At 67.2% G+C, this 20061-nt stretch carries 21 protein-coding genes; 10 read left to right on the top strand and 11 right to left on the bottom strand.

Translation table 11 applies throughout. The features are described from left to right. Positions 1-7: 7 nt before the first annotated feature. Genes ACED67_RS13080 through ACED67_RS13090 form a run of 3 tightly spaced genes read left to right on the top strand, consistent with a single transcriptional unit; the run spans position 8 to position 1475 of the window. A complete protein-coding gene (locus ACED67_RS13080) occupies positions 8-397 on the top strand; it encodes a bleomycin resistance protein (protein WP_395542096.1) in 390 nt (129 codons plus the stop codon). Continuing rightward, positions 387-809 (top strand): hypothetical protein, encoded by a 423-nt coding sequence (locus ACED67_RS13085; protein ID WP_395542097.1) that lies wholly within the window; start codon positions 387-389, stop codon positions 807-809. Before ACED67_RS13080 ends, ACED67_RS13085 begins: the two co-directional genes overlap by 11 nt. Before the next feature lie 48 nt (positions 810-857). Beyond that, positions 858-1475 carry a class I SAM-dependent methyltransferase gene (locus ACED67_RS13090; RefSeq protein WP_395542098.1) on the top strand — a complete coding sequence of 206 codons (618 nt, stop codon included), beginning with the start codon at positions 858-860 and terminating at the stop codon, positions 1473-1475. Here ACED67_RS13090 and ACED67_RS13095 read toward each other — a convergent pair. Further along, positions 1472-1795 carry a 2Fe-2S iron-sulfur cluster-binding protein gene (locus tag ACED67_RS13095; protein WP_395542099.1) on the bottom strand — a complete coding sequence of 108 codons (324 nt, stop codon included), beginning with the start codon at positions 1793-1795 and terminating at the stop codon, positions 1472-1474. The genes ACED67_RS13090 and ACED67_RS13095 overlap by 4 nt on opposite strands. A gap of 191 nt (positions 1796-1986) precedes the next feature. On the opposite strand from ACED67_RS13095, the gene ACED67_RS13100 reads away from it, so the two are divergent. Together ACED67_RS13100 and ACED67_RS13105 are read left to right on the top strand one after the other, a co-directional pair. After that, entirely contained in the window at positions 1987-2538 is a 552-nt protein-coding gene (locus ACED67_RS13100) for a peptidoglycan-binding domain-containing protein (RefSeq protein ID WP_395542100.1), read from the top strand. 4 nt (positions 2539-2542) lie between these two features. After that, a complete protein-coding gene (locus tag ACED67_RS13105; protein WP_395542101.1) occupies positions 2543-3187 on the top strand; it encodes an HD domain-containing protein in 645 nt (214 codons plus the stop codon). 53 nt (positions 3188-3240) lie between these two features. Here the strand turns inward: ACED67_RS13105 and ACED67_RS13110 are convergent, their stop codons facing one another. The 8 genes from ACED67_RS13110 to rpiA all read right to left on the bottom strand — a co-directional run bounded on the left by ACED67_RS13110 (position 3241) and on the right by rpiA (position 11374). Beyond that, positions 3241-4662, bottom strand: coding sequence for a DegQ family serine endoprotease (locus ACED67_RS13110; protein WP_395542182.1), 1422 nt, complete (start codon positions 4660-4662; stop codon positions 3241-3243). A 270-nt stretch (positions 4663-4932) separates the two neighbouring features. Next, complete coding sequence (locus tag ACED67_RS13115; RefSeq protein WP_395542102.1) at positions 4933-5127, bottom strand: DUF2065 domain-containing protein; 195 nt, start codon at positions 5125-5127, stop codon at positions 4933-4935. Further along, positions 5124-6026 (bottom strand): protease modulator HflC, encoded by a 903-nt coding sequence (gene hflC / locus ACED67_RS13120; protein WP_395542183.1) that lies wholly within the window; start codon positions 6024-6026, stop codon positions 5124-5126. Before hflC ends, ACED67_RS13115 begins: the two co-directional genes overlap by 4 nt. After that, positions 6023-7243, bottom strand: coding sequence for an FtsH protease activity modulator HflK (gene hflK, locus ACED67_RS13125; protein ID WP_395542103.1), 1221 nt, complete (start codon positions 7241-7243; stop codon positions 6023-6025). Before hflK ends, hflC begins: the two co-directional genes overlap by 4 nt. A 76-nt stretch (positions 7244-7319) precedes the next feature. Next, positions 7320-8762, bottom strand: coding sequence for an FAD-dependent oxidoreductase (locus ACED67_RS13130; protein ID WP_395542104.1), 1443 nt, complete (start codon positions 8760-8762; stop codon positions 7320-7322). 144 nt (positions 8763-8906) lie between these two features. Continuing rightward, positions 8907-9770, bottom strand: coding sequence for a hypothetical protein (locus ACED67_RS13135; protein WP_395542105.1), 864 nt, complete (start codon positions 9768-9770; stop codon positions 8907-8909). Between the two features lie 451 nt (positions 9771-10221). Further along, positions 10222-10545, bottom strand: a complete 324-nt coding sequence (locus tag ACED67_RS13140) for a low molecular weight protein tyrosine phosphatase family protein (RefSeq protein WP_395542106.1) — start codon at positions 10543-10545, stop codon at positions 10222-10224. Between the two features lie 43 nt (positions 10546-10588). Then, a complete protein-coding gene (gene rpiA / locus ACED67_RS13145) occupies positions 10589-11374 on the bottom strand; it encodes a ribose-5-phosphate isomerase RpiA (RefSeq protein WP_395542107.1) in 786 nt (261 codons plus the stop codon). Between the two features lie 443 nt (positions 11375-11817). Here rpiA and ACED67_RS13150 point away from each other — a divergent pair, with 443 nt between their 5' ends. The 4 genes from ACED67_RS13150 (at position 11818) to ACED67_RS13165 (ending at position 15729) form a co-directional block, all read left to right on the top strand. Then, positions 11818-12417, top strand: coding sequence for a glutathione S-transferase family protein (locus ACED67_RS13150; RefSeq protein ID WP_395542108.1), 600 nt, complete (start codon positions 11818-11820; stop codon positions 12415-12417). Between the two features lie 91 nt (positions 12418-12508). Continuing rightward, positions 12509-13888, top strand: a complete 1380-nt coding sequence (locus ACED67_RS13155; RefSeq protein ID WP_395542109.1) for an L-serine ammonia-lyase — start codon at positions 12509-12511, stop codon at positions 13886-13888. Positions 13889-14126: 238 nt separating this feature from the next. Further along, positions 14127-15419, top strand: a complete 1293-nt coding sequence (locus ACED67_RS13160; protein ID WP_395542110.1) for an adenylosuccinate synthase — start codon at positions 14127-14129, stop codon at positions 15417-15419. A 61-nt stretch (positions 15420-15480) separates the two neighbouring features. Beyond that, positions 15481-15729 (top strand): DUF2842 domain-containing protein, encoded by a 249-nt coding sequence (locus ACED67_RS13165; RefSeq protein ID WP_395542111.1) that lies wholly within the window; start codon positions 15481-15483, stop codon positions 15727-15729. Between the two features lie 53 nt (positions 15730-15782). On the opposite strand, the gene ACED67_RS13170 is transcribed toward ACED67_RS13165, so the two are convergent. Further along, on the bottom strand, positions 15783-18239 hold the full coding sequence (locus ACED67_RS13170) for a hypothetical protein (RefSeq protein ID WP_395542112.1): 2457 nt from the start codon (positions 18237-18239) through the stop codon (positions 15783-15785). 137 nt (positions 18240-18376) lie between these two features. Here ACED67_RS13170 and ACED67_RS13175 point away from each other — a divergent pair, with 137 nt between their 5' ends. After that, positions 18377-19084 carry a thiamine diphosphokinase gene (locus ACED67_RS13175; RefSeq protein ID WP_395542113.1) on the top strand — a complete coding sequence of 236 codons (708 nt, stop codon included), beginning with the start codon at positions 18377-18379 and terminating at the stop codon, positions 19082-19084. Here ACED67_RS13175 and ACED67_RS13180 read toward each other — a convergent pair. Then, the gene (locus ACED67_RS13180; RefSeq protein ID WP_395542114.1) at positions 18987-19946 is read right to left on the bottom strand and encodes a DMT family transporter; all 960 of its coding nucleotides are present in this window, start codon (positions 19944-19946) and stop codon (positions 18987-18989) included. The genes ACED67_RS13175 and ACED67_RS13180 overlap by 98 nt on opposite strands. Positions 19947-20061: the final 115 nt, after the last annotated feature.

Consider the following 20061-nt stretch of genomic DNA (forward strand, 5'->3'; position numbering starts at 1 on the left):
GGACCGCATGGCCGACCGGATCACCGCCAACCTGCCCAGCCGCGATTTCGCGGCCACATCGGCCTTCTATGGTCGGCTGGGTTTTGGTGAAGGGTTCCGCGACGCGGGCTGGATGATCCTGAAACGCGGCGGGCTGGTGCTGGAGTTCTTTCCGCATCCCGAGCTGGAGCCAAGGGCGAGCTGGTTCTCTGCCTGTATCCGGGTCGATGATCCCGACGCGCTGCTGGCCGATTGGCGGCGGGCGGGACTGTCCGAGGATGTCACGGCCATCCCGCGCCTGACCGGGTTTTTCAAGCCCGGGGCCGCGCCGCGCATGTTCGCGCTGGTCGACCCCGACGGCTCGTTGCTGCGGGTGATCGACAATGCCGACGCGGGAGAGGTGACAGATGGCGGGTGAGTTGCCGGATTATTACTTCCGCATCCGCGAGAATGGCGCGGCGGTGTTCCGGGTCGATACCGAGAACCGCCAGCGCCGGATCGAGCTGATCGAGATCGCCGCCGTCAATGTGAAGAACGGCAATATCAAGCCGCATGGCGAGACGAAGCTGACGCAGGCCGAGCAGAAGCTGATCGCCGACTGGCTGGCCGAGCGCCGTGCGCTTCTGGAGCGGCGTGACATGGACGATATCCTGCGCGCGGTCGATCACATGAACCTGACGACGCAATGGGCGCAGGCCAAGGCCTCTGAGGCGCAGCTCGAGGCGGTCACGGATACGCTTCTGCTGGCGATGCATGACCTGCGCACGGTCCTGGTGCGCAAGAAGGCCGAGAGGCTGGGTAAGGCGGAGGCCCCCAAGGCCGCGGAATAGACGCCCATGGCCCCGGGTCCGGGGGCGCGACAAAAGGATGGCACCGCAATGACCGGGGATCGCGCGCAACATTGGGACAAGGTCTTCACGACAAAGGCCGAGGACACCGTCAGCTGGCACGAGGCGGTTCCGCAGACCTCGATCGACCTCCTGCGCCGCGCGGGTTTCACGGCCGGATCAGCGGTGATCGATATCGGCGGCGGTGCATCGCGGCTGGTCGATCATCTGCTGGCACAGGGGGCGCGCGACCTCACGGTGCTGGACATATCCGCCGCCGCGCTGGCGACCGCCCGGGCCAGACTGGGAACTGCGGCCGAGCGGGTCGTCTGGATCGCCGCCGATGTGACGGACTGGCAGCCCGCGCGCCGATATGACATCTGGCACGACCGCGCTGCCTTCCATTTCCTGACTGATCCCGAGGACCGCGCCGCCTATGTCGCGACACTTTACCGGGCTTTGGCGCCGGGCGGACATGCGGTGATCGCCACCTTCGCGTCGGACGGGCCCGAGCGGTGCAGCGGGCTGCCGGTCATCCGCTACAGTCCCGACACCCTGGCAGCCGCGCTGGGGCCGGGCTTCCATCCGGTTGAAAGCCGCTTGCAGCGCCACCTCACCCCGTCGGGCGCGGAGCAGCTTTTCCAGTTCAGCCTGTTGCGGCGAAGCTAGATCTGCTTTTCCGGCATCTGGACGATCAGGCCTTCCAGGGCCGGCGTCACCTTGAGCTGGCAGGTCAGGCGCGACCGCACGGGATCGGGCTCATAGGCGAAATCCAGCATGTCGGCTTCCATCGCGTCCTTCTTGGGCAGGCGGTCCACCCAGGCGGGATCGACATAGACATGGCAGGTCGAGCAGGCGCAGGCGCCGCCGCAATCGGCCTCGATTCCCGGAATGCCATTGTCGCGGGCACCTTCCATCACGGTCAGGCCATTCGGCACTTCGACCTCATGCCGCTTGCCGTTGAATTCGACGTAGGTGATCCGTGCCATGGGGTCCTCGAGACTGCTTCTTGCGCGCGACCATCGACTTAGGCGAATTCGCGCGGCTTTGCCAGAGGGGGCGCACGTGGTCCGAAAGCCACGCTGCGGCGGCACCACGCGCCCGCGCCTCTTTCCCGCTGCGCCGCGCCCGGCTATTCTGCGCGGCGAAAGACCCGGACCGGACCGTGCAGAAACAGGCCATGACCCCGATCCGACCAGCCGCCGCGCTTTTGCCGACGCTTTTGCTTGCCTGTCTGGCAGGCTGTGTGGGCGGCCCGAAAGGCTCCGAAGTCGGACGCGGCGATTTCGCGGCGGAACTGATCGACCTGCGCGGCGCCGAAGGCCCGCCCAAGGGGCCCGAGGAGGCCTGCTGGCAGTCTGACATCCGCCCGGCAGTGATCGAGACCGTGACCGAGCAGGTGATGGTCAAGCCCGAAAGCGTGGCGGCCGATGGCAAGGTGACGCCCGCGGTCTTCGCCACGCAGACCCATCAGCAGATCGTGCAGGACCGGGGCACGGTCTGGTTCCGCAGCCCCTGCCCAGCCGAAATGACGCCCGAGTTCATTGCGACGCTGCAACGGGCACTGAAGGCCCGGGGCCTGTATCTTCTTCCGCTGACCGGAAGCCTGGACTCCCCGACACAGGCGGCGATACGGCGCTATCAAAGCCCACGCGGGCTGGACAGCGACCGGCTTTCGCTGGCCGCAGCCCGCGCCCTGGGCCTTGTCGCCACGTCGCGCGACGATCTGTAGCGCCATGAACAAGGCCGCCCTGCAAGACGCCTGCGAGGCAGAACTGGCGCGGCTCTGGGCCGCGAATGCCGATGGCGCGCATGATCTGGGCCATGTCCGCCGCGTTCTGGCCAATGCGCGGCGCATCGCGCAGGACGAGGGCGGGGCCGACGAGACCGTGCTGATCCCCGCGGCGATCCTGCATGACGCGGTGAACCTGCCCAAGGACCACCCCGACCGCGCCCGCGCCTCGCGCCTGTCGGACCGCGTGGCCGCGGAGTTTCTGGCGACCCTGCCCTTCTATCCCGCCGCCAAGATCGCCGCTGTCGCCCATGCCATCGAGGCGCACAGCTTTTCCGCCGCGATCGCCCCTGAAACGCGCGAGGCGGAAATCCTTCAGGATGCCGACCGGCTGGAGGCGCTGGGGGCGATCGGTCTGGCGCGGATGTTCCTGATCGCGGGGCAGATGGGTGGCGCGCTTTTCGATCCCGAGGATCCGCTCGCGCGCAACCGCAGCCTTGATGACCGCCGCTTCGCGCTGGACCATCTGGAGGTCAAGCTCTTCCCGGTCGCAGCGACCATGCGCACTGCGGCGGGCCGCGCCATGGCGCAGGAACGGGTGGAATGGATGGAGGCCTTCCGCGCCCGGCTGCTGCGCGAGGCGCAATAGAAAAGGGCGGCCCGGTTTCCCGGCACCGCCCTTATCCCGTCCATGGGTGGGACTTATTCCAGCGAGAGCGCCACGAAGCGCGGGTCGCCATCGCGGCGGATCAGCAGCAGCAGAGACTTCCGGCCTGCCGACTTGGCCTCCTGGATACGGTCCTGCAAGTCCTTGAGGCGCAGCACTTTCTGCTGGCCCGCCTCGGTGATGATATCGCCCTCGCGCAGACCTTTGGTGAAGGCCTCGCTCGCCTGGTCGACACCGGTCACCACCAGACCCTCGGCCCCCTGATCAAGCCCCAGCTTGCCGCGCAGATCGTCGGTCAGGGGCGCCAGTGTCAGACCGAGAATATCCATCTCATGCGGTTCCGCCGGTGCCGGGGTCGCGGCCGGGAAGGCCTTGGCCTCTTCATCCTCGCGGCGGCCAAGCGTCACCTGAAGCGTCTCGGTCCTGCCCTCGCGCAGCACCACGACCGGCACCGCCTCGCCAACCGGGGCGTCAGCCACGCGGCGGGTCAGGCTGTTGGCATCGGTCACTTCATTGCCCGCGAACATCGTGATCACGTCGCCCGGCTTGATGCCTGCGGTCTTCGACGGGCCATCCGGCACATCGGTGACAAGCGCACCCTTGGCCTCGGTCAGCCCCATCGACTCGGCGATATCCGGCGTCACGTCCTGGATGCGCACACCCAGCCAGCCGCGCCGCGTCTCGCCGAACTGCTTGAGCTGGTCGACAACCTTCGACACGACATTCGAGGCCATGGAGAAGCCGATGCCGATCGAGCCGCCATTCGGCGACAGGATCGCGGTGTTCACGCCGATCACCTGCCCGTCCATGTTGAACAAGGGACCGCCCGAATTGCCGCGGTTGATGGCGGCGTCGGTCTGAAGGTAATCGTCATAGGTGCCCGACAGCTCGCGGTTGCGGGCCGAAACGATCCCGGCGGAAACCGAGAAGCCCTGGCCGAGCGGGTTGCCCATGGCGACGACCCAGTCACCGACCCGCGCCAGATCGGAATCGCCGAACTGGACAAAGGGCAGCGGCGCGTCGGTCTCGACCTTGAGAAGCGCGATATCGGTCTTGGGGTCGGTGCCAACCAGTTTAGCGGGCAGTTTCTTGCCCGAGAAGAACTCGATCTCGATCGAATCCGCGCCCTCGATCACGTGGTTGTTGGTGACGATATAGCCGTCCTCGCTGATCACGAAGCCCGAACCCAGCGCCTCAGAACGCTGCGGCCCCTGCGGGCCGTTCTGGTCGGGGAACAGATCTTCGAAGGGGCTGCCCGGCGGCACCATCGGATTGCCGCCGGTCGAGGCGGCCACAGTGCTGGTGGTGGTGATGTTGACGACCGAGGGGCTGATCTTGGCGGCGAGGTCGGCAAAGCTCTCCGGCGCGCCGAAGGCGAAGACCGGGACGGGGGCGGCGAAGGCCAGCCCAGCGCTCAGCGCCATGGCCAGAAGCGTGCCCGATCGCAGGCGGGTCATAAGGGAAGTGGGATGAACGGACACAGCTCGTGGCTCCTCTACTCCGTTGCGCATCTGCGCGGGCGGCGGGCCATAAGGCGCGGCCCCGCTCGGGTACTGAAGAAACAGTGCGGCAAGGATTTGCGCAATGCAAACCCCGTCGCGGTCTTTCAAGCCCGTGTGAATTCCTGACACAGTCGCGGGGGTGTCGCCTGCCCGCCCCGCTCTGTCCCCTTGGTCCTCGCGGAAACGTTCCGGGGGGCGACGCGCCCGGCAGGCCCGCGCCGCACCTCAGTCGCCCAGGGTCTTGGCCGCCCAGACCAGCACGACACCGAGGGCCAGCGCCCCCAGGCCGATCATGCGCCGCCTTTCGGGCGGCATCTCGGCCAGATATCGCAACAGGTCCTCCATGCGCGAAGGGGCCAGCGCAAGCGCCAGCCCCTCGACACAAAGCACAAGGCCGATGGCCAGAAAGACCACACTCACGGAGCGGTCGGGGCAGCCGGGGCAGCCGGAGGCTCTGCCCGGTCACCGCGCAGATAGTCGAAGAACTCGCTGTCCGGCGTCATCACCATCGAGGTCTGGCCGCTGCGCAGCGCCGTCTCATAGGCAGTCAGCGAGCGGATGAAGGCGAAGAACTCGGGGTCCTTGCCGAAGGCATCGGCCAGAAGGCGGTTGCGTTCGGCATCGGCCTCGCCGCGGATCACATCGGCCTGGCGCCGCGCATCCGAGGTCAGTTCGACCACGGTACGATCCGCCGCCGCGCGCACACGCTGCGCCGCCTCGCCACCGCGGGCCTTTTCGTCCGCAGCCTCGCGTTCGCGTTCCGCCCGCATCCGGGCAAAGGTCGCGGCCAGGTTCTGCTCGGGCAGATCGGTGCGGGTCAGGCGCACGTCGATCACATCAACCCCCAGCGCCGCCGCCTCGCGCCGGGCGATTTCCAGGATCTGGTTCATCAGCGCGAAACGATCCTGGCTGAGCACCTTGTCCTGCGTGGTGCGGCCCAGCACTTCGGGAATAGCCTGCGTCAGGATGTTGCCCAAAAGCACCTGCGCCCGATCCTCGCCGCCCGTGCCAACCGATTGACGGAAGGCCACGAGATCGGTGATGCGCCAGCGCGCGAAAGCATCGACCACCAGGCGGCGGTCGGACAGCAGCGTCACTTCGATCGGCGCGGTCTGCAGGCCAAGGATGCGGTCTTCGTAATAGACGACCTCCTGGATGAAGGGCAGCTTGAAGCCGAGACCGGCCTCTTCCTTGACCTGGGTGACCTCACCGAATTGCAGGACCAGCGCCTTCTTGCGCTCATCCACGATGAAGACCGACGACAACGCAGTGACCAGAATTACCACGACGACGGGAACGATATGGATCGCGCGCATCAGTTGGTCCCTCCGGTCCCGGCTGCGGCCCCTGCGGCGGGCGCAACGCCCGGCGCCGGACGGGCCAGCTCGTTCAGCGGCAGGAAGGGCACCACGCCCTGGCCGCCTTCGGCCCCGCCCTGCACGCCATCAAGGATCATCAGGTTCATGCCGCCCAGAACTTTCTCCATGGTTTCCAGATAAAGCCGCCGCCGGGTGACCTCGGGCGCCTTCACATATTCCTCATAGACCGAGAGGAAGCGCGCCGCCTCACCCTGGGCCGAGTTCACCGCATTGGCGCGATAGGCCTCGGCCTGTTCCAGAAGCTGCGCCGCCTCGCCGCGTGCGCCCGCCGTCGCCTTGTTGGCATAGGCATCCGCCTCTTTCTCCAGCCGGTCGCGTTCCTGCTGTGCGGCCTGCACTTCGCGGAAGCTGTCGATCACCTCGCGCGGAGGCTGCGCGCGTTGCAGGTTGACCCGGATGACATTGATCCCGGCATTGTAGCTGTCGAGCGTGGTCTGCACCGCCTTGCGCAGATCCGAGGCGATGACGCCGCGGTCGCGGTTGAGGATGGGCGACAGTTCCGAACGCGCGATGATGTCGCGCATGGCGCTTTCGCTGACAGCGCTGATCGTGACTTCGGGATCGGCCAGGTTGAACAGGTATTTCTCAGGATCCGAGATGTTCCAGACGACCTGGAAGCCGATATCGACGATGTTCTGGTCGCGGGTCAGCATCAGCCCGCCATCGACGGTGGCGCTCATGCCGATCTCGGTCGTCCGCTCGCCCGTGACCTGCACCTTCTCATAGGTGACCAGGGGCCAGGGTGCGAAATTCAGGCCGGGCTGGCCCACGCCCGCGGCTTCGCCAAGGAACAGCTCGACCGAGCGTTCTTCGGTGCGCACCGTGTAGAAGGACATGAAGGCCCAGGCGGCGACCAGCGCCAGAACGCCCAAGGCGATGCCCTGTGGGGTGAACAAGGGGTTGGGGCCGCCGCGTTGCGGCCCGCGCGGGCCACCACCGTTGCCGTTGCGGCCACGCCCGCCCATCAGGACGCGCAGCTGTTCCTGACCCTTGCGCATGATCTCGTCGATCTCCGGCATGGGCGAGCCGCCCTCGCCCGGACGCCGTCCGCCGGGGCGGCGGTCGTCATCGCCCTGCCCCCGCGGGCCGCCGCGATCGTCATCGCCGCCGCCACCGCCACTGCCTCCGCCGCCCCAGGGGCCACCGCTTCCCGCCATTCACTTGTCCCTTTACTGTCCTTGCCGCCCTAACTGTGCATCCCACGCCGAATTTCAAGCGAAATCCGGCCGATCCTTACGCCTTTCGCACCGGCGACCGCATGGTTACCAGCTCTTCGGCCATGGTCGGATGCACCGCAACGGTGCGATCGAAATCCTCTTTCGTTGCCCCCATCTTCACCGCGATGGCGGCAAGCTGGATCATCTCGCCCGCTTCGGGCGCGACGATATGACACCCCAGCACTTTGCGGCTTTGCTGACAGACGATCAACTTCATCAACACCCGGTCGGGCGCGCCCGCGAAGGCGCTGCGCATCGGGCGGAAGCTGGTGGCATAGACCTCGATCGGCCCGCGCGCGCGCGCCTCCTCTTCGGTCAGGCCCACCGTCCCCAATTCCGGCTGGGTGAAGACCGCCGCCGGGATCAGCTCGTGATCCACCGGCGTCGGGATGCCGTCAAACACAGTGCGCGAGAAGGCCATGCCTTCCCGGATCGCCACCGGGGTCAGGTTCACCCGGTTCGTCACGTCGCCGATGGCATAGATCGAGGGCACGGCGGTCTGGCTGTAGGAGTCGACCACCACTTCGCCACGGCGACCGATCTCGACGCCCAGTTCCGCCAGCCCCATCCCCGCGCTGTTCGGCGCGCGGCCAGTGGCGAAAAGGACGGCGTCGAAGGTTGCTTCGGTGCCATTCGTGGCCTTGACCCAGATCGGCCCGCCGCTCTGCCCCTCTGGCGCATGGCTTTCGCCCACGGGCGGCCCCATGCCGCCGCCAGTGACGGCGCCGGTCAGGCCGTGATCGGCCCCGGCCTGGGCCATCTCAAGGATATTGGTGCCGCAATGCAGGTTGACGCCCCGCGCCTTCATTGCCTCGGCCACCAGCCCCCGCGCCTCATCGTCGAAACCGCGCAGGATTTGCGCGCCGCGGTAGAATTGCGTCACCGCGACGCCCAGGCCCTGCAGGATGCAGGCCATCTCGCAAGCGATGAACCCGCCGCCGACGATCAGGATCGAGCGCGGCAGGTGGTCCATCAGGAAGATGTCATCCGAGACGATACCCAGATGCGCGCCGGGCAGGTCGGGCCGTTCGGGCCGCCCGCCTGTGGCGACAAGGATGTGCTTGGCGGTGAAACGCCGCCCATCCGCCAGCTCGACCGTATGGGCATCGGCCAGCCGCGCCCATGTATCGTGGATGGTGACGCCCGACCCGTCCAGCAGACGGCGATAGACGCCTTCCAGCCGGTCCAGCTCGGCATGAAGCCTGGCGCGGAAGGCCGTCCAGTCGAAGGCGCCATCGCCGATGTCCCAGCCATAGGCCCGCGCCTCGGCCGGCATCTCGCGGAAGGAGGAGGCGAAAACCATCAGCTTTTTCGGCACGCAGCCCCGGATCACGCAGGTGCCGCCCATGCGGCTGGCCTCGGCCAGCGCGACGCGCGCGCCGCTTGCCGCCGCCATCCGCGCCGCCCGCACCCCGCCCGAGCCGCCGCCGATGACGAAAAGATCAAGGTCGAAAGTCATGCATCCCGCTCCGCTGCCCCGGCTGCAAGAACACCTAAGCCATGCGAAGGGCCAACGGAAGCCCAGCGGGTCGCCAAGCCGCCATGCAAAAGCCCGGCGCGACCGGCGCCGGGCTTCACGATCGTGGCAGAGGTGCGCGCCGGTTCAGTCCAGCGTCTCGCCCCAGGCTGCAGCAAGGCCGGGGCGATAACTGGTGGTCAGGTTGTTGCGCTTGCCGGTGCTGGCGCCCAGCGGGATGCGGATGCCAAGCGAGTAATACTCGTCATAGCCCTTGTCCTCGGTATTCGCCGTCAGCTTGACCTTTTCATAGCCGAAAGTGCCGATGAGCCGATCGTGGAACGCGTAATCCACGGCCAATCCCATGCCCTGGTATTCGCCCCAGTCGCCTTCATCTTCATAGACATTGTCCGAGCGGCCCTTTTCGTAGTCGACGGTCACCGTGACCTTGTCAAAGCTGGCCGACACGCCAAGCCGGGCAAATCCGCCGACAAAGCCGGTGTCCGTGCCTTCGCCCATCATGTCGGCGCGGCCCGCCTGGGCAAAGACCGACAGGCCCGACAGCGCCGGGACCATGCCTGCGGCGGCAAGGTCATACTGCGCTTCAAAGCCGTAAAGCTTGCCCGAGACATAGCCGTTGAAATCGGGCGAATTGTCGCCCTGGAACTGATTGCGGCCCCAAAAGCCGCCGACATAGGCCGGGCCAAGGTTGCGACCGAAATGCAGGCCGAACGAGCGCGCTCCGCCCGGGGCGAGGTCTTCGTAATCCTCGCCATCAAGGCTGCGGCGATAGATGTTCAGATCGCCGAAGACGCGCCAATCATTGAAGGTGGTGCCGACCCAGCCCGACGCCTTATAGGCCTGCTGCGCCATGCGCTCGTCGGCATCGTCGGTGCTTTTGAACGGCGCGCGGCCGAAAGACAGGGCAATATCGCCCTCAATCGTCTGGGCGCTGGCCAATGAGGGCAGCGCCGCAAGGGCAAGCAGCGCCAGCCCCAAGGTGGTCTTCATCGTCATCTCCTGTGCGAACTGCTCGTCCGCGGCACTTCCAGCCTGTTTTGAACAGGGCCGCCGGCGGAAATAAGCGCACCCCTTGAGTGTGGATCAACTCCGGCGCAGCGACCAAGTCAATTGCCCCGGCGGAAGCCGATCAGCGCGCCGTCCCGGCTGTGTCGCCCATGCCGCACAAGGGGTTACGGGCACAGGTCTGGTAGCCGGAGTCCGGCGGTGCCGCCCATGTAGTTGGCCCAGCCGGCGTTCCGCGCGCGCCGCCTGCCGCAACCATACGCAAGCGCCCTGATGACGAAAGGATCAGGGTCGAACGTGCTGGGGCGCCCTCTCGAAAGGCCCCATAGCACAGTCCAATGCGCCCCGCCGGAAACGCGAGAGCAGCGTGCCATCAGTATGTCTTTCAGGAAGGTTGCCATCGTCGGAGCGGCCGGAAGAGCCGCCCCCTCCGCCGCTAGCGGACGATGCGCCCCAGCCGTGCCGCGACAAGATCGATCAGCTCCGGCTGCATGAATTCGTAGTCCTCCGGAATATCCAGGCAGACCAGCCGCTTGCCCTTGAGATGCGCAGCCATCTGGCGTTTGAGGCGCGACAGCTGCGCCTTCTCCATCACCGCGATCGTATCGGCCCAGGCCAGGTGCTCAGGGCTGAGACGTTCATCCGCATCGGCACTCAACCCCGCGAAATCGGTCGGCTGCCCCAGCCGCTCCGCCACCACCGCGGCCGCGGTCGGGCTTCGTTTGCGCGCCTTGCCGCAGATGAACAGGATATGCGTCAAAACCGAGCCTGCGCGCACGCGACCCTGCCCGCGCTTCGCCCCCTCACTCCATATCCGCGAAGATATTGTCGGTAGGCGCGAAATGGATCTGCTCGTCCTCGACCCGGCCGGTGTTGATGTCGCGCAGGGTCACCCGGCCATCGGCATGGCCGATCACCACAATGTCGCAGATGTCGATGAAAAGTCCGTTCTCCACCAGGCCGGGGATTTGGTTCATCACCAGCGCCAGCTGCCGCGCATTGCCGATGCGCGACAGGTGCAGGTCGAGGATGTAATTCGCCTCATCCGTCACCAGCGGCCGGTCGCCGTTCATCCGCAGCGTCACGTCGCGGCCCAGAACGTCCATGGAGACCAGCGTCTCCTCGATCAGCGCCTTGGTGGTCTGCCAGCCAAAGGGAATCACCTCCACCGGCAGGGGAAAGGCGCCGAGCGCGCTGACCTCCTTGGCGGCATCGGCGATGACGATCATCTGATCGCTCGCCGTCGCCACGATCTTTTCGTGCAGCAGGGCCGCGCCGCCACCCTTGATCAGGTTCAGGTTGGGGTCGAACTCATCCGTGCCGTCGATCGTCAGGTCCAGCCACTTGACCTCGTCCAGGCTGCGCATCGCGATGCCCAGGCTTGCCGCCAGTTCCGCCGTGCGGCGGCTGGTGGGAACGCCGACCACCCGCAGCCCTTCCTCGCGAATCCGCTCGGCCAGGCAGCGCACCATCCAGGCGGCGGTCGACCCCGTGCCAAGGCCCAGCTTCATCCCGTCCTCGACGAATTCCACCGCGCGCTTGGCAGCCACGAACTTTGCCTTGTCGATGGGGTTCAGATCGGCGGACATCGGCGGCGCTCCTTGCGGGGTCGGGTTCCCGGCAATTAACGCAAACCCCCCTCAAGGGCGAGAGGCAATTGCCCCCACACAAGGAGGAACCCCGCCACAGGCAGCGATATGATCAAAAGAAGATCAGGAAGCCTGCGAAAAGTGAGACGACAACGACGAGGGGCATGGCGACTCCGCAGACTGGCGATTCCGTTCCTCCGCTTATGGCAATGGACTGTTAAGCATGAGTCAAGGAAAGCGCCTTGGAAATGCCATGAAAAAGTCTGTTTCCTTCATGGGCATGCCGTATTCCAGACTCAATTCGTAAGCCTAGGTGACAACTATCCACGTCTCGTGCAGTCTAGGCAGGTTACTGCCCCGGTGGTCAGGCCATGCTTCGCTTGCACAATTCTCCCGACACAGCCGCAACCATCCTTCGCCTTGTCGCAATGCAGGGTCAGGTTGTGCTCGATTTGGTTCCGATCGACCGGTCCGGCGCGGGTCTGGACAGCCCGGCCTATCGCAGCCTCAACCCCACCGGCACGATCCCCGTGCTGGAAACGCCGCAGGGGCCGGTCTCGGAAACCGGCGCCGCGCTGCTCTATCTCTCCGACAGCCAGGGCCTTGGCCCAGGCCCCGAGGCCCCGCTCCGCCCGGCTTTCCTGAAATGGCTTTTCTACATCTCGAACACTTTGCACCCGGACCTGCGCCAGATGATCCGCCCCTGGCGTTTCGCCGCACCCGAGGCCGAGGCCGGCCAGGCCAATCTGGCCGCGGCCCGGGTTCTGGGCGCCCTGGCGCTGATCGAAGAGGCGATGCGCAGCACGCCGCAGCTTTTCCCGCCGCTTGGCCCCCTTTCCGCCTATCTGCTGATGCTGACCCGCTGGGCGGCGCAATATCCCGCCGACCATCCGCCCTGGTTCCGGCTCGAGGCCTTTCCCGATCTCGCCGCCCATGCCGCCTTGGCCGAAGTGTTGCCTGCGGCGCGGCAGATCGCCCGGGAAGAAGGTCTCGGGCCGACGCCCTTTACCCGCCCGCCCAAGGCAGCGCGCCCCTCGCCCTGACGCCTGCGCGGCCGCCAGCGTCGCTTTCCGCCTTTCGCCGGGCCTGTTGCCGCGTCATGTTGACGCCTGCACGACAACCGGGGCCGCACAAATGTTTCTTTCCGTCTTCGACATGTTCAAGGTCGGCATCGGCCCGTCCTCAAGCCACACCATGGGCCCCATGGTCGCCGCCGCGCGCTTCCTCGATCTTTTGCGCGCCTCGCCCTTCCATGCCCATGGCCTGCGCGCCAGCCTGCATGGCTCGCTGGCCTTCACCGGCGTCGGCCATGCGACCGACCGCGCCACCATCCTTGGCCTCGCCGGCTTCTCGCCCGAAACCTATGATGCCACCAAGGCCGAGGCCACGCTGGAAGCGATCCGCCGGACGCACCGCATCGACGTCCCCGGCCTGCCGCCCCTGAGCTTCGATCCCGGCAAGGATCTGCTGTTCGACTACGGCCCCGCCCTGCCCGGCCATGCCAATGGCATGGTCCTGCGCGCGACCGATGCCCAGGGCGACGTGATCCTTGAAGAAACCTACTACTCGATCGGTGGCGGCTTTGTTCTGACTGCGGGCGAACTGGCCGAGGCGGCCGGGGCCAAGGCCAAGGCCCGCGCCGATGTGCCCTACCCGTTCGAAAGCGGGGCCGAGATGCTGGAAATGGCGCGCAAGTCGGGCCTGTCCATCGCCGCGATGAAACGCGCCAATGAGCTGAAATTCCGCTCTGCCGCCGAGCTGGACCGCGGCATGGCCCGCATCTGGGACGTGATGAATGCCTGCATCTCGCGCGGCATGCTGGGAGAGGGCATCCTGCCCGGCGGCCTCAAGGTCCGCCGCCGCGCCAAGGGCATCCATGAGGCGCTTTTGGCCGAACGCGGCCTGAACCTTGTCGCCCCCCATGTCATCAATGACTGGATGAGCCTCTATGCCATGGCGGTGAACGAGGAAAACGCCGCCGGCGGCCAGGTCGTCACCGCGCCCACCAATGGCGCGGCGGGTGTCGTCCCAGCCGTGATCCGCTACTGGCTTGACCATGTGCCGGGCGCCTCGCCCGCGCGGGTGGGCGAATTCCTGCTGACCGCCGCCGCCATCGGCGGGCTGGCCAAGCACAATGCCTCGATCTCGGGCGCGGAATGCGGCTGCCAGGCCGAGGTCGGCTCCGCCGCGGCCATGGCGGCGGCCGGGCTGGCGGCGGTCTTGGGCGGCACGCCCGAACAGGTTGAAAACGCCGCCGAAATCGCGCTGGAGCACCATCTCGGCATGACCTGCGACCCGGTGAAGGGCCTGGTTCAGGTGCCCTGCATCGAAAGGAACGGCCTTGGCGCGATCAAGGCGGTCTCGGCCGCCTCGCTTTCGCTGCGCGGCGACGGCCAGCACCTTGTCAGCCTGGATGCCTGCATCGAGACCATGCGTCAGACCGGCCATGACATGCACGAGAAATACAAGGAAACCTCGCTGGGCGGGCTGGCGGTCAACGTCCCCAACTGCTGAGGCGGGACAGCCCGTGCCAGGCCCCGGGGCTCTGCCCCGGACCCCGGGATACTTGCAAACGGAAGACGGCGATTGCCGCTTCTTCTGTTTCTCAAATATCCCCGCCGGAGGCGCAGGCCTGCCCTGAGGATGCCGCCGCAGGTTTGCCCCGGCCTGCGACGGAAATAGCTGTTCCCCCCGCCCGCGCACCCCGCTATAGGGTTCCCGCAATTCCGAACGCAGGAAGGACCTTCGCAACATGGCCAATGTCGTCGTCGTGGGCGCCCAATGGGGCGATGAGGGAAAAGGCAAGATCGTCGACTGGCTCTCCGAGCGCGCCGACATCGTCGCCCGCTTCCAGGGCGGCCATAATGCGGGCCATACTCTGGTCATCGACGGCACGGTCTACAAGCTCTCGCTCCTGCCCTCGGGCATCGTGCGTGGCGGCAAGCTGTCGGTCATCGGCAATGGCGTGGTGCTCGACCCCTGGGCGCTTCTGTCGGAAATCGGCAAGCTGGCGGCGCAGGGCGTGGCGGTTTCCCCCGAGACCCTGCTGATCGCCGAGAACACGCCCCTGATCCTGCCGATCCATGGCGAGCTGGACCGGGCACGCGAAAGCCAGAATTCGGTCGCCAAGATCGGCACCACCGGGCGCGGCATCGGCCCGGCCTATGAGGACAAGGTCGGCCGCCGCTCGATCCGCGTGGCGGATCTTGCCGATGCGCCGACGCTCGACACCCGCATTGGCCGTCTCCTGACCCATCACAACGCCTTGCGCGCGGGGCTGGGCCTGCCGCCGGTCGACGCTGAGGCGCTGAAGGCGCAACTTCTTGAAATCGCGCCGAAGATCCTGCCCTATGCCAAGCCGGTCTGGAAAGTGCTGACCGAGGCGCGTCGCGCTGGCAAGCGCATCCTCTTCGAAGGGGCGCAGGGCTCGTTGCTCGATGTCGATTTTGGCACCTATCCCTATGTCACCTCGTCGAACACGCTGGCGGGCATGGCCGCGACCGGCGTGGGGCTTGGCCCGACCGCGATCGATTTCGTCCTTGGCATCGTCAAGGCCTATACGACGCGCGTCGGCGAAGGCCCCTTCCCCTCGGAACTCTTCGATGAGGATGGCGAGCGTCTGGGCACGCGGGGCCATGAATTCGGCACCGTCACCGGGCGCAAACGGCGCTGCGGCTGGTTCGACGCGGTTCTGGTGCGCCAGACCTGCGCGACGTCGGGCGTCTCGGGCATCGCTTTGACCAAGCTTGACGTGCTCGACGGGTTCAAGACGCTGAAGATCTGCACCGGCTATATGCTGGATGGCGAAAAGCTCGACTACCTGCCCACCGCCGCCAATCTTCAGGCCCGCGTCACCCCGGTCTATGAAGAGCTGGAAGGCTGGAGCGAGTCGACCGCGGGCGCGCGCAGCTGGGCCGACCTGCCGGGCGCCGCGATCAAATATGTCCGCCGCATCGAGGAACTGATCCAGTGCCCGGTGGCGCTTTTGTCCACCAGCCCCGAGCGGGACGACACCATCCTCGTCACCGATCCCTTCGCAGACTGACGCTGCGCGCCGTCGCCGGACCATACCGGCGACGGCGGCCGCAGGCGCAGGAGGAGTCCCGATGGCCCTGTCCTACAAAACCCGCAAGAAACTCGCGCTCCTGATTCTCGTGGTCGGGATGCCCGCCTATGTCGTGGCCGCGGTCACGCTTCTGAACTGGCTGGGCGCCCGCTTCGGCCGGCTTCCGATCCTGGCCGAGCTTGCGGTCTATATCGGCCTCGGCTTCCTCTGGGCGCTGCCCTTCCGGGGGATCTTCCGCGGCATCGGCCAGCCCGACCCGGACGCGCCACAGGACATCGACCCGAAATGAAGAAGGCGGGGGTCCCGCCCGGCCCCCCGCCCCTGTTCCGGCACTGATGGCAGTCAGCCCGAAATGCGCCGCGCTTCGGCGAGCAGAGCCGAATCCTCGGGCAGCGCATATTGTCCGCGGCGGACCTTCTCGATCCGCCCTTCACGCAAAAGCGTGCCAAAGCTGCGCAGACCTTCCTCGCGGCTGATCCTGGCGCCGGTCTCGTCGCTTGCCAGACGGCGCATCAGCAGCGGGCGGGTGAAATGCTCGCGCTTTTCGACCAGCGTCGCATAGGCCGCTGCCGCTTCAAGCAGCGCAGGCAGGCTGGTCGCCCCCAGCGCCTCGGCGAATTCACCGAAATCGCGCGCTTCGGCGAAGATATTGCCCGAATCGGGCGCGCGGTCTTCCTCATCCTCGTCCCAGTCTTCGGCATCGGCCACCGGCACGGAGCGGTTTTCCACCAGCGTCATGCCCATTGCCGCCGCCGCGGCCACACCCCCGCCCACGCGACGCGGGCGCACCGGCATGACCGGCCCCGAGGGCCGGTCGATCCGCTGGGCCGAAACCAGCACCAGCGGGGCGGGCCGGGCCTCTGCGGCTGCCGGAGCGGCAGGCGCCGCCGGGCGCGGCAGGGCACTGCCGCCTTCGGCCGCGCGCGGCCGCACCGGGCGCACCACCCGGGCCAGATCGGCGCGATAGGGATCGGCGCGTTCCTCGTCCGACGGCGCCGTTACCCCGGCCCGGCGCTCGGCCACCGTCGCGGCGACGGCGGCCTTGAGATGCTTGATCGCGGCCAGGCGGCGCTGGTTTTCCGGCCCCGCCATTTCATCATCGACGCGTTTCGACAGGCGGTCGACATCGTCCTCGTCCGAGCTGGCCCCCAGCACATCGCCCAAAGCAGCCTCGGCATCGGCCCGGGGCAGGCTTTCTTCGGCAGGCGCGGCGGCGGGCGGCGGAACGGCGGCATCGGCCCGGCGGATCTTGATCACCCGGGCGCGGGCACGCTGGACCTTCTCGGCCAGAGCGTCATCAGGCTCGGGATCGGGTTCCGCCTCAGGCGGCATCGCTGCCGCGGCAGCCGCCGGTTCGGCGGGCACCGGAGCGGCTTCCTCCGCCTCGACCAGATCGACCCCAAAATCCTCCACCTCCTGCGGCGTGACCTCGGCCTCGGGCGCGACCGCGTCCAGCGCCGCCAGATCGACCATCTCCTCCGTCAGATCTTCGGGCAGATCGTCGTTCAGATCGCCCAGTTCGTCCCGGGCGATGACCGGGGTCTCCGGCGCTTCAGCCAGATCATAGAGCGCGTCATCCTCGGCAACCGCGTCATCCATCGCGAAGGGATCGGCAGCAGGGGTCGCGGCAACCGTACCGCCGATATCCTCCCCGTCCGCCGCACCGCCCGCCAGCGTGGCGATCAGCGATCCAAGCGTATCCGCTTCTTCCTCTTCTTCGCTCTCGGCCCCTTCGGTCACGGCACCGGCGGTCGGCTCCACCGTCTCGGCCATGGCCAGACGGGCAAGCATGTCATCCTCATGGGCCTCATCCGCCTCGGCGGCGTCCCCAATAGCGACGGCATCCTCGGCTTCGGGTTCCGCCATATCATCGGCGGCGATGTCCTCCGCCACCGCCTCGGGCGCGAAATCTTCGGCCAGATCGTCATACAGGGTCGGCGCTTCGATCTCGGTAAAACTGTCCTCCACCGCATCGGCCTCGATCTCGTCGAAAGCCTCCGCCTCGGCGATAGCCGGCATCAGACCGGCCGTGCTCTCCATGCCGGGAACATCGGCAGGTTCGTCCTCGATGAAATCCAGATCGCCCGGCAGATCCGCCGCGACCGGCGGCAGCACCGAAAGCGACACGACATTGCCACCCGCCGATTGCGAGACCGCCCGGCGCAGGCGCGCCAGCTTGGCCGCCACGCCTTCGGGCATGGCCGGGGCAAGACGCGGCATCTCGGGTTCCGGCTCGGGCTCGGGCCGGGGCGCCGGTTCGGCCTCACGCGCGAAATCGGCGGCAACGGCGGCCTGCGCCTCGGGCACCATCTCTTCGGGCGTAACCGATTCGGCGATCGGGGCTTCCGGGGCGGGCGCCGCCACAGCGGGCGCGACGGCAGCAGGTTCCGCGACAACGGGTTCGGCGGCGGGGGGGGCGGCGGCGGGTTGCGGCGCGGCAGCTTCGGGCGCGGCGGCCTGGGGCACCACAGGCGCCCCCGCCGCGGCGGCAGGCGCAGCAACGGCAGCGGCAGCCGAAGCCACGACCGGCGCCGGCGTCACCTCGCCATCCGCCTTCAGAATAAGGTTGTTTTCCTCAACCCGCGCCTCGACCCGGCGCTGAATCTCGCGTTCGGCGATGCGATGCAGCATGGCGGCATCGGGCTGGGGCGGCTCGGCCCCGAAATAGCGATCCTCGGCGGCAAGATCCCGGAAATACTCCGCAATCGCCTTCATGGTGTTGAAGGGCTCGTCGAAACCTTCCAGCGTGCAGCTGAACGTCCCGTAAGACACCGTCAGGATCTTGTTTGCACCGATCATGGATGCAGCCCTCGCACTTCCGCTTTACGGGAAACATTACCGCCCCGCTGTTCAAATCCATGGACAGACAAGGGTAATTTGAAGGATTGATTGTGTCCCAGCCCCGGAAAAGTTGCCTCAATTCGAACAGTATCCGCATGATTCAGCCAATTGTCGAATCCCCTGACGCCGTCACGCTGGTCGGGGGCGGGCCGGTCGCGGCGCGTGACCTGCGCCTGGCGCTGGCCCGCGCCCCTCGGGCCGTGGGCGCCGACAGCGGGGCTGACCGGCTGCTGCGGGCGGGCATCCTGCCCGATGCGGTGATCGGCGATTTCGACAGCCTCTCGCCCAAGGCCCGCGCCGCCCTGCCACCGGACCGGCTGCACCCTCTGGCCGATCAGGACACCACCGATTTCGACAAGGCCCTGGCCCGGATCAAGGCCCCTCTCATCCTCGCCCTCGGCTTTCAGGGCGCCCGGATCGACCATGGGCTCGCGGTCCTCAACGCCTTGGTGCGCCATCCGTCTCAACCCTGCCTTGTGATCGGCCCAAAGGATTTCGCCTTTGCCTGCCCGCCCGAGCTGACCCTGGCCACAAGACCGGGCGAGGCCTTCTCGCTGTTCCCGCTCGCGCCGCTCACAGCGGAAAGCGAAGGCCTGTACTGGCCGCTTCAGGGCCTGCATTTTGTCCCGGATGGCATGATCGGTACCTCGAACCGCGTCACCGCCCGTCAGGTGCGGCTGCGCGTCTCCGGCCCCGGCATGATCGTCATCCTTCCGCGGTCGCGGCTTGCGGCGGCGATAGCGGCGCTGGCACCGGGACTTGCGCGGGGGCCTGCCGGGCGGCAATCCGCTCGCGGTGGATGACATAGAGGCCCGAGGCTACGATGATCACAATACCGAGCATCGTCTCGCGATTGGGCAGATCGCCAAAGATTGCCCAGCCCAGCGTCACCGCCACCACGATCTCCAGATAATGCAGCGGCGCCAGCGTCGCCGCCGGGGCAAAGCGCAGCGCATAGGTCATGCACATATGGCTGGCCGAGGCCCAGACCCCGACGCCCAGCAGCCACAGCCACATCAGACCCATGGGCCAGATCGGATCCAGCTCGGGCACCGGCCCGCCGTCAAAGGCCATCATCAGCGGCAGGCAGATCAAGAGCCCGGTCCAGCTTGTGTGCAACTGCATCGGGACCGGGTGCATATAGGCCGAGATCGCCCGCGTCACGAGCATGTAGAAGGAAAACGACAGCGCCGTGCCCAGCGGCCAAAGCGCCACCAGCCCGAACGTGTCGAAAGCGGGCTGGATGACCAGCAGCACGCCGACAAAGCCCACCGCCGAGGCCACGATCCGCCTTGGCCCGATCCGGTCTCCAAAGATCAGCCAGCCCAGGAACAGCAGGATGAAGGGTTCGACGAAAACGATGGCCAGCGTGTCGGCCAGCGGCATCACCTTGACGCCCGAGACGAAGGTGAAGGTCGAGATCACCAGCATGACGGCGCGCAGGGTCACGAAGACCAGCGCCCTTGGGGTCATCCGCAGACTGTGGCCCATGGCCAGCACGATGGGCAGCATCAGCAGGGTCTGGACCAGAAATCGCGCAGTGGTGATCTGGCCAACCGGAATCCCGCCCTCCGCCGCAAGCTTGGCGCAGGTGTCCAGCAGCGGCGCGAGCACGCAGAAGGCAAGCATCAGGACGATGCCCGGAAGGATACGGTCCTGGCTCATGCCCCGCCCTAGCCCGGCACCGGGCGCGGCGCCCGCCTGAAAGCGACATTTCCCGGCAGGCCATGCAGATCGCGCGGATACAGCGGCAAAGCAAAAGGCCCGGCATGCGCCGGGC

Source organism: Neotabrizicola paludis (assembly GCF_044142105.1).
Lineage (GTDB): Bacteria > Pseudomonadota > Alphaproteobacteria > Rhodobacterales > Rhodobacteraceae > Pseudogemmobacter.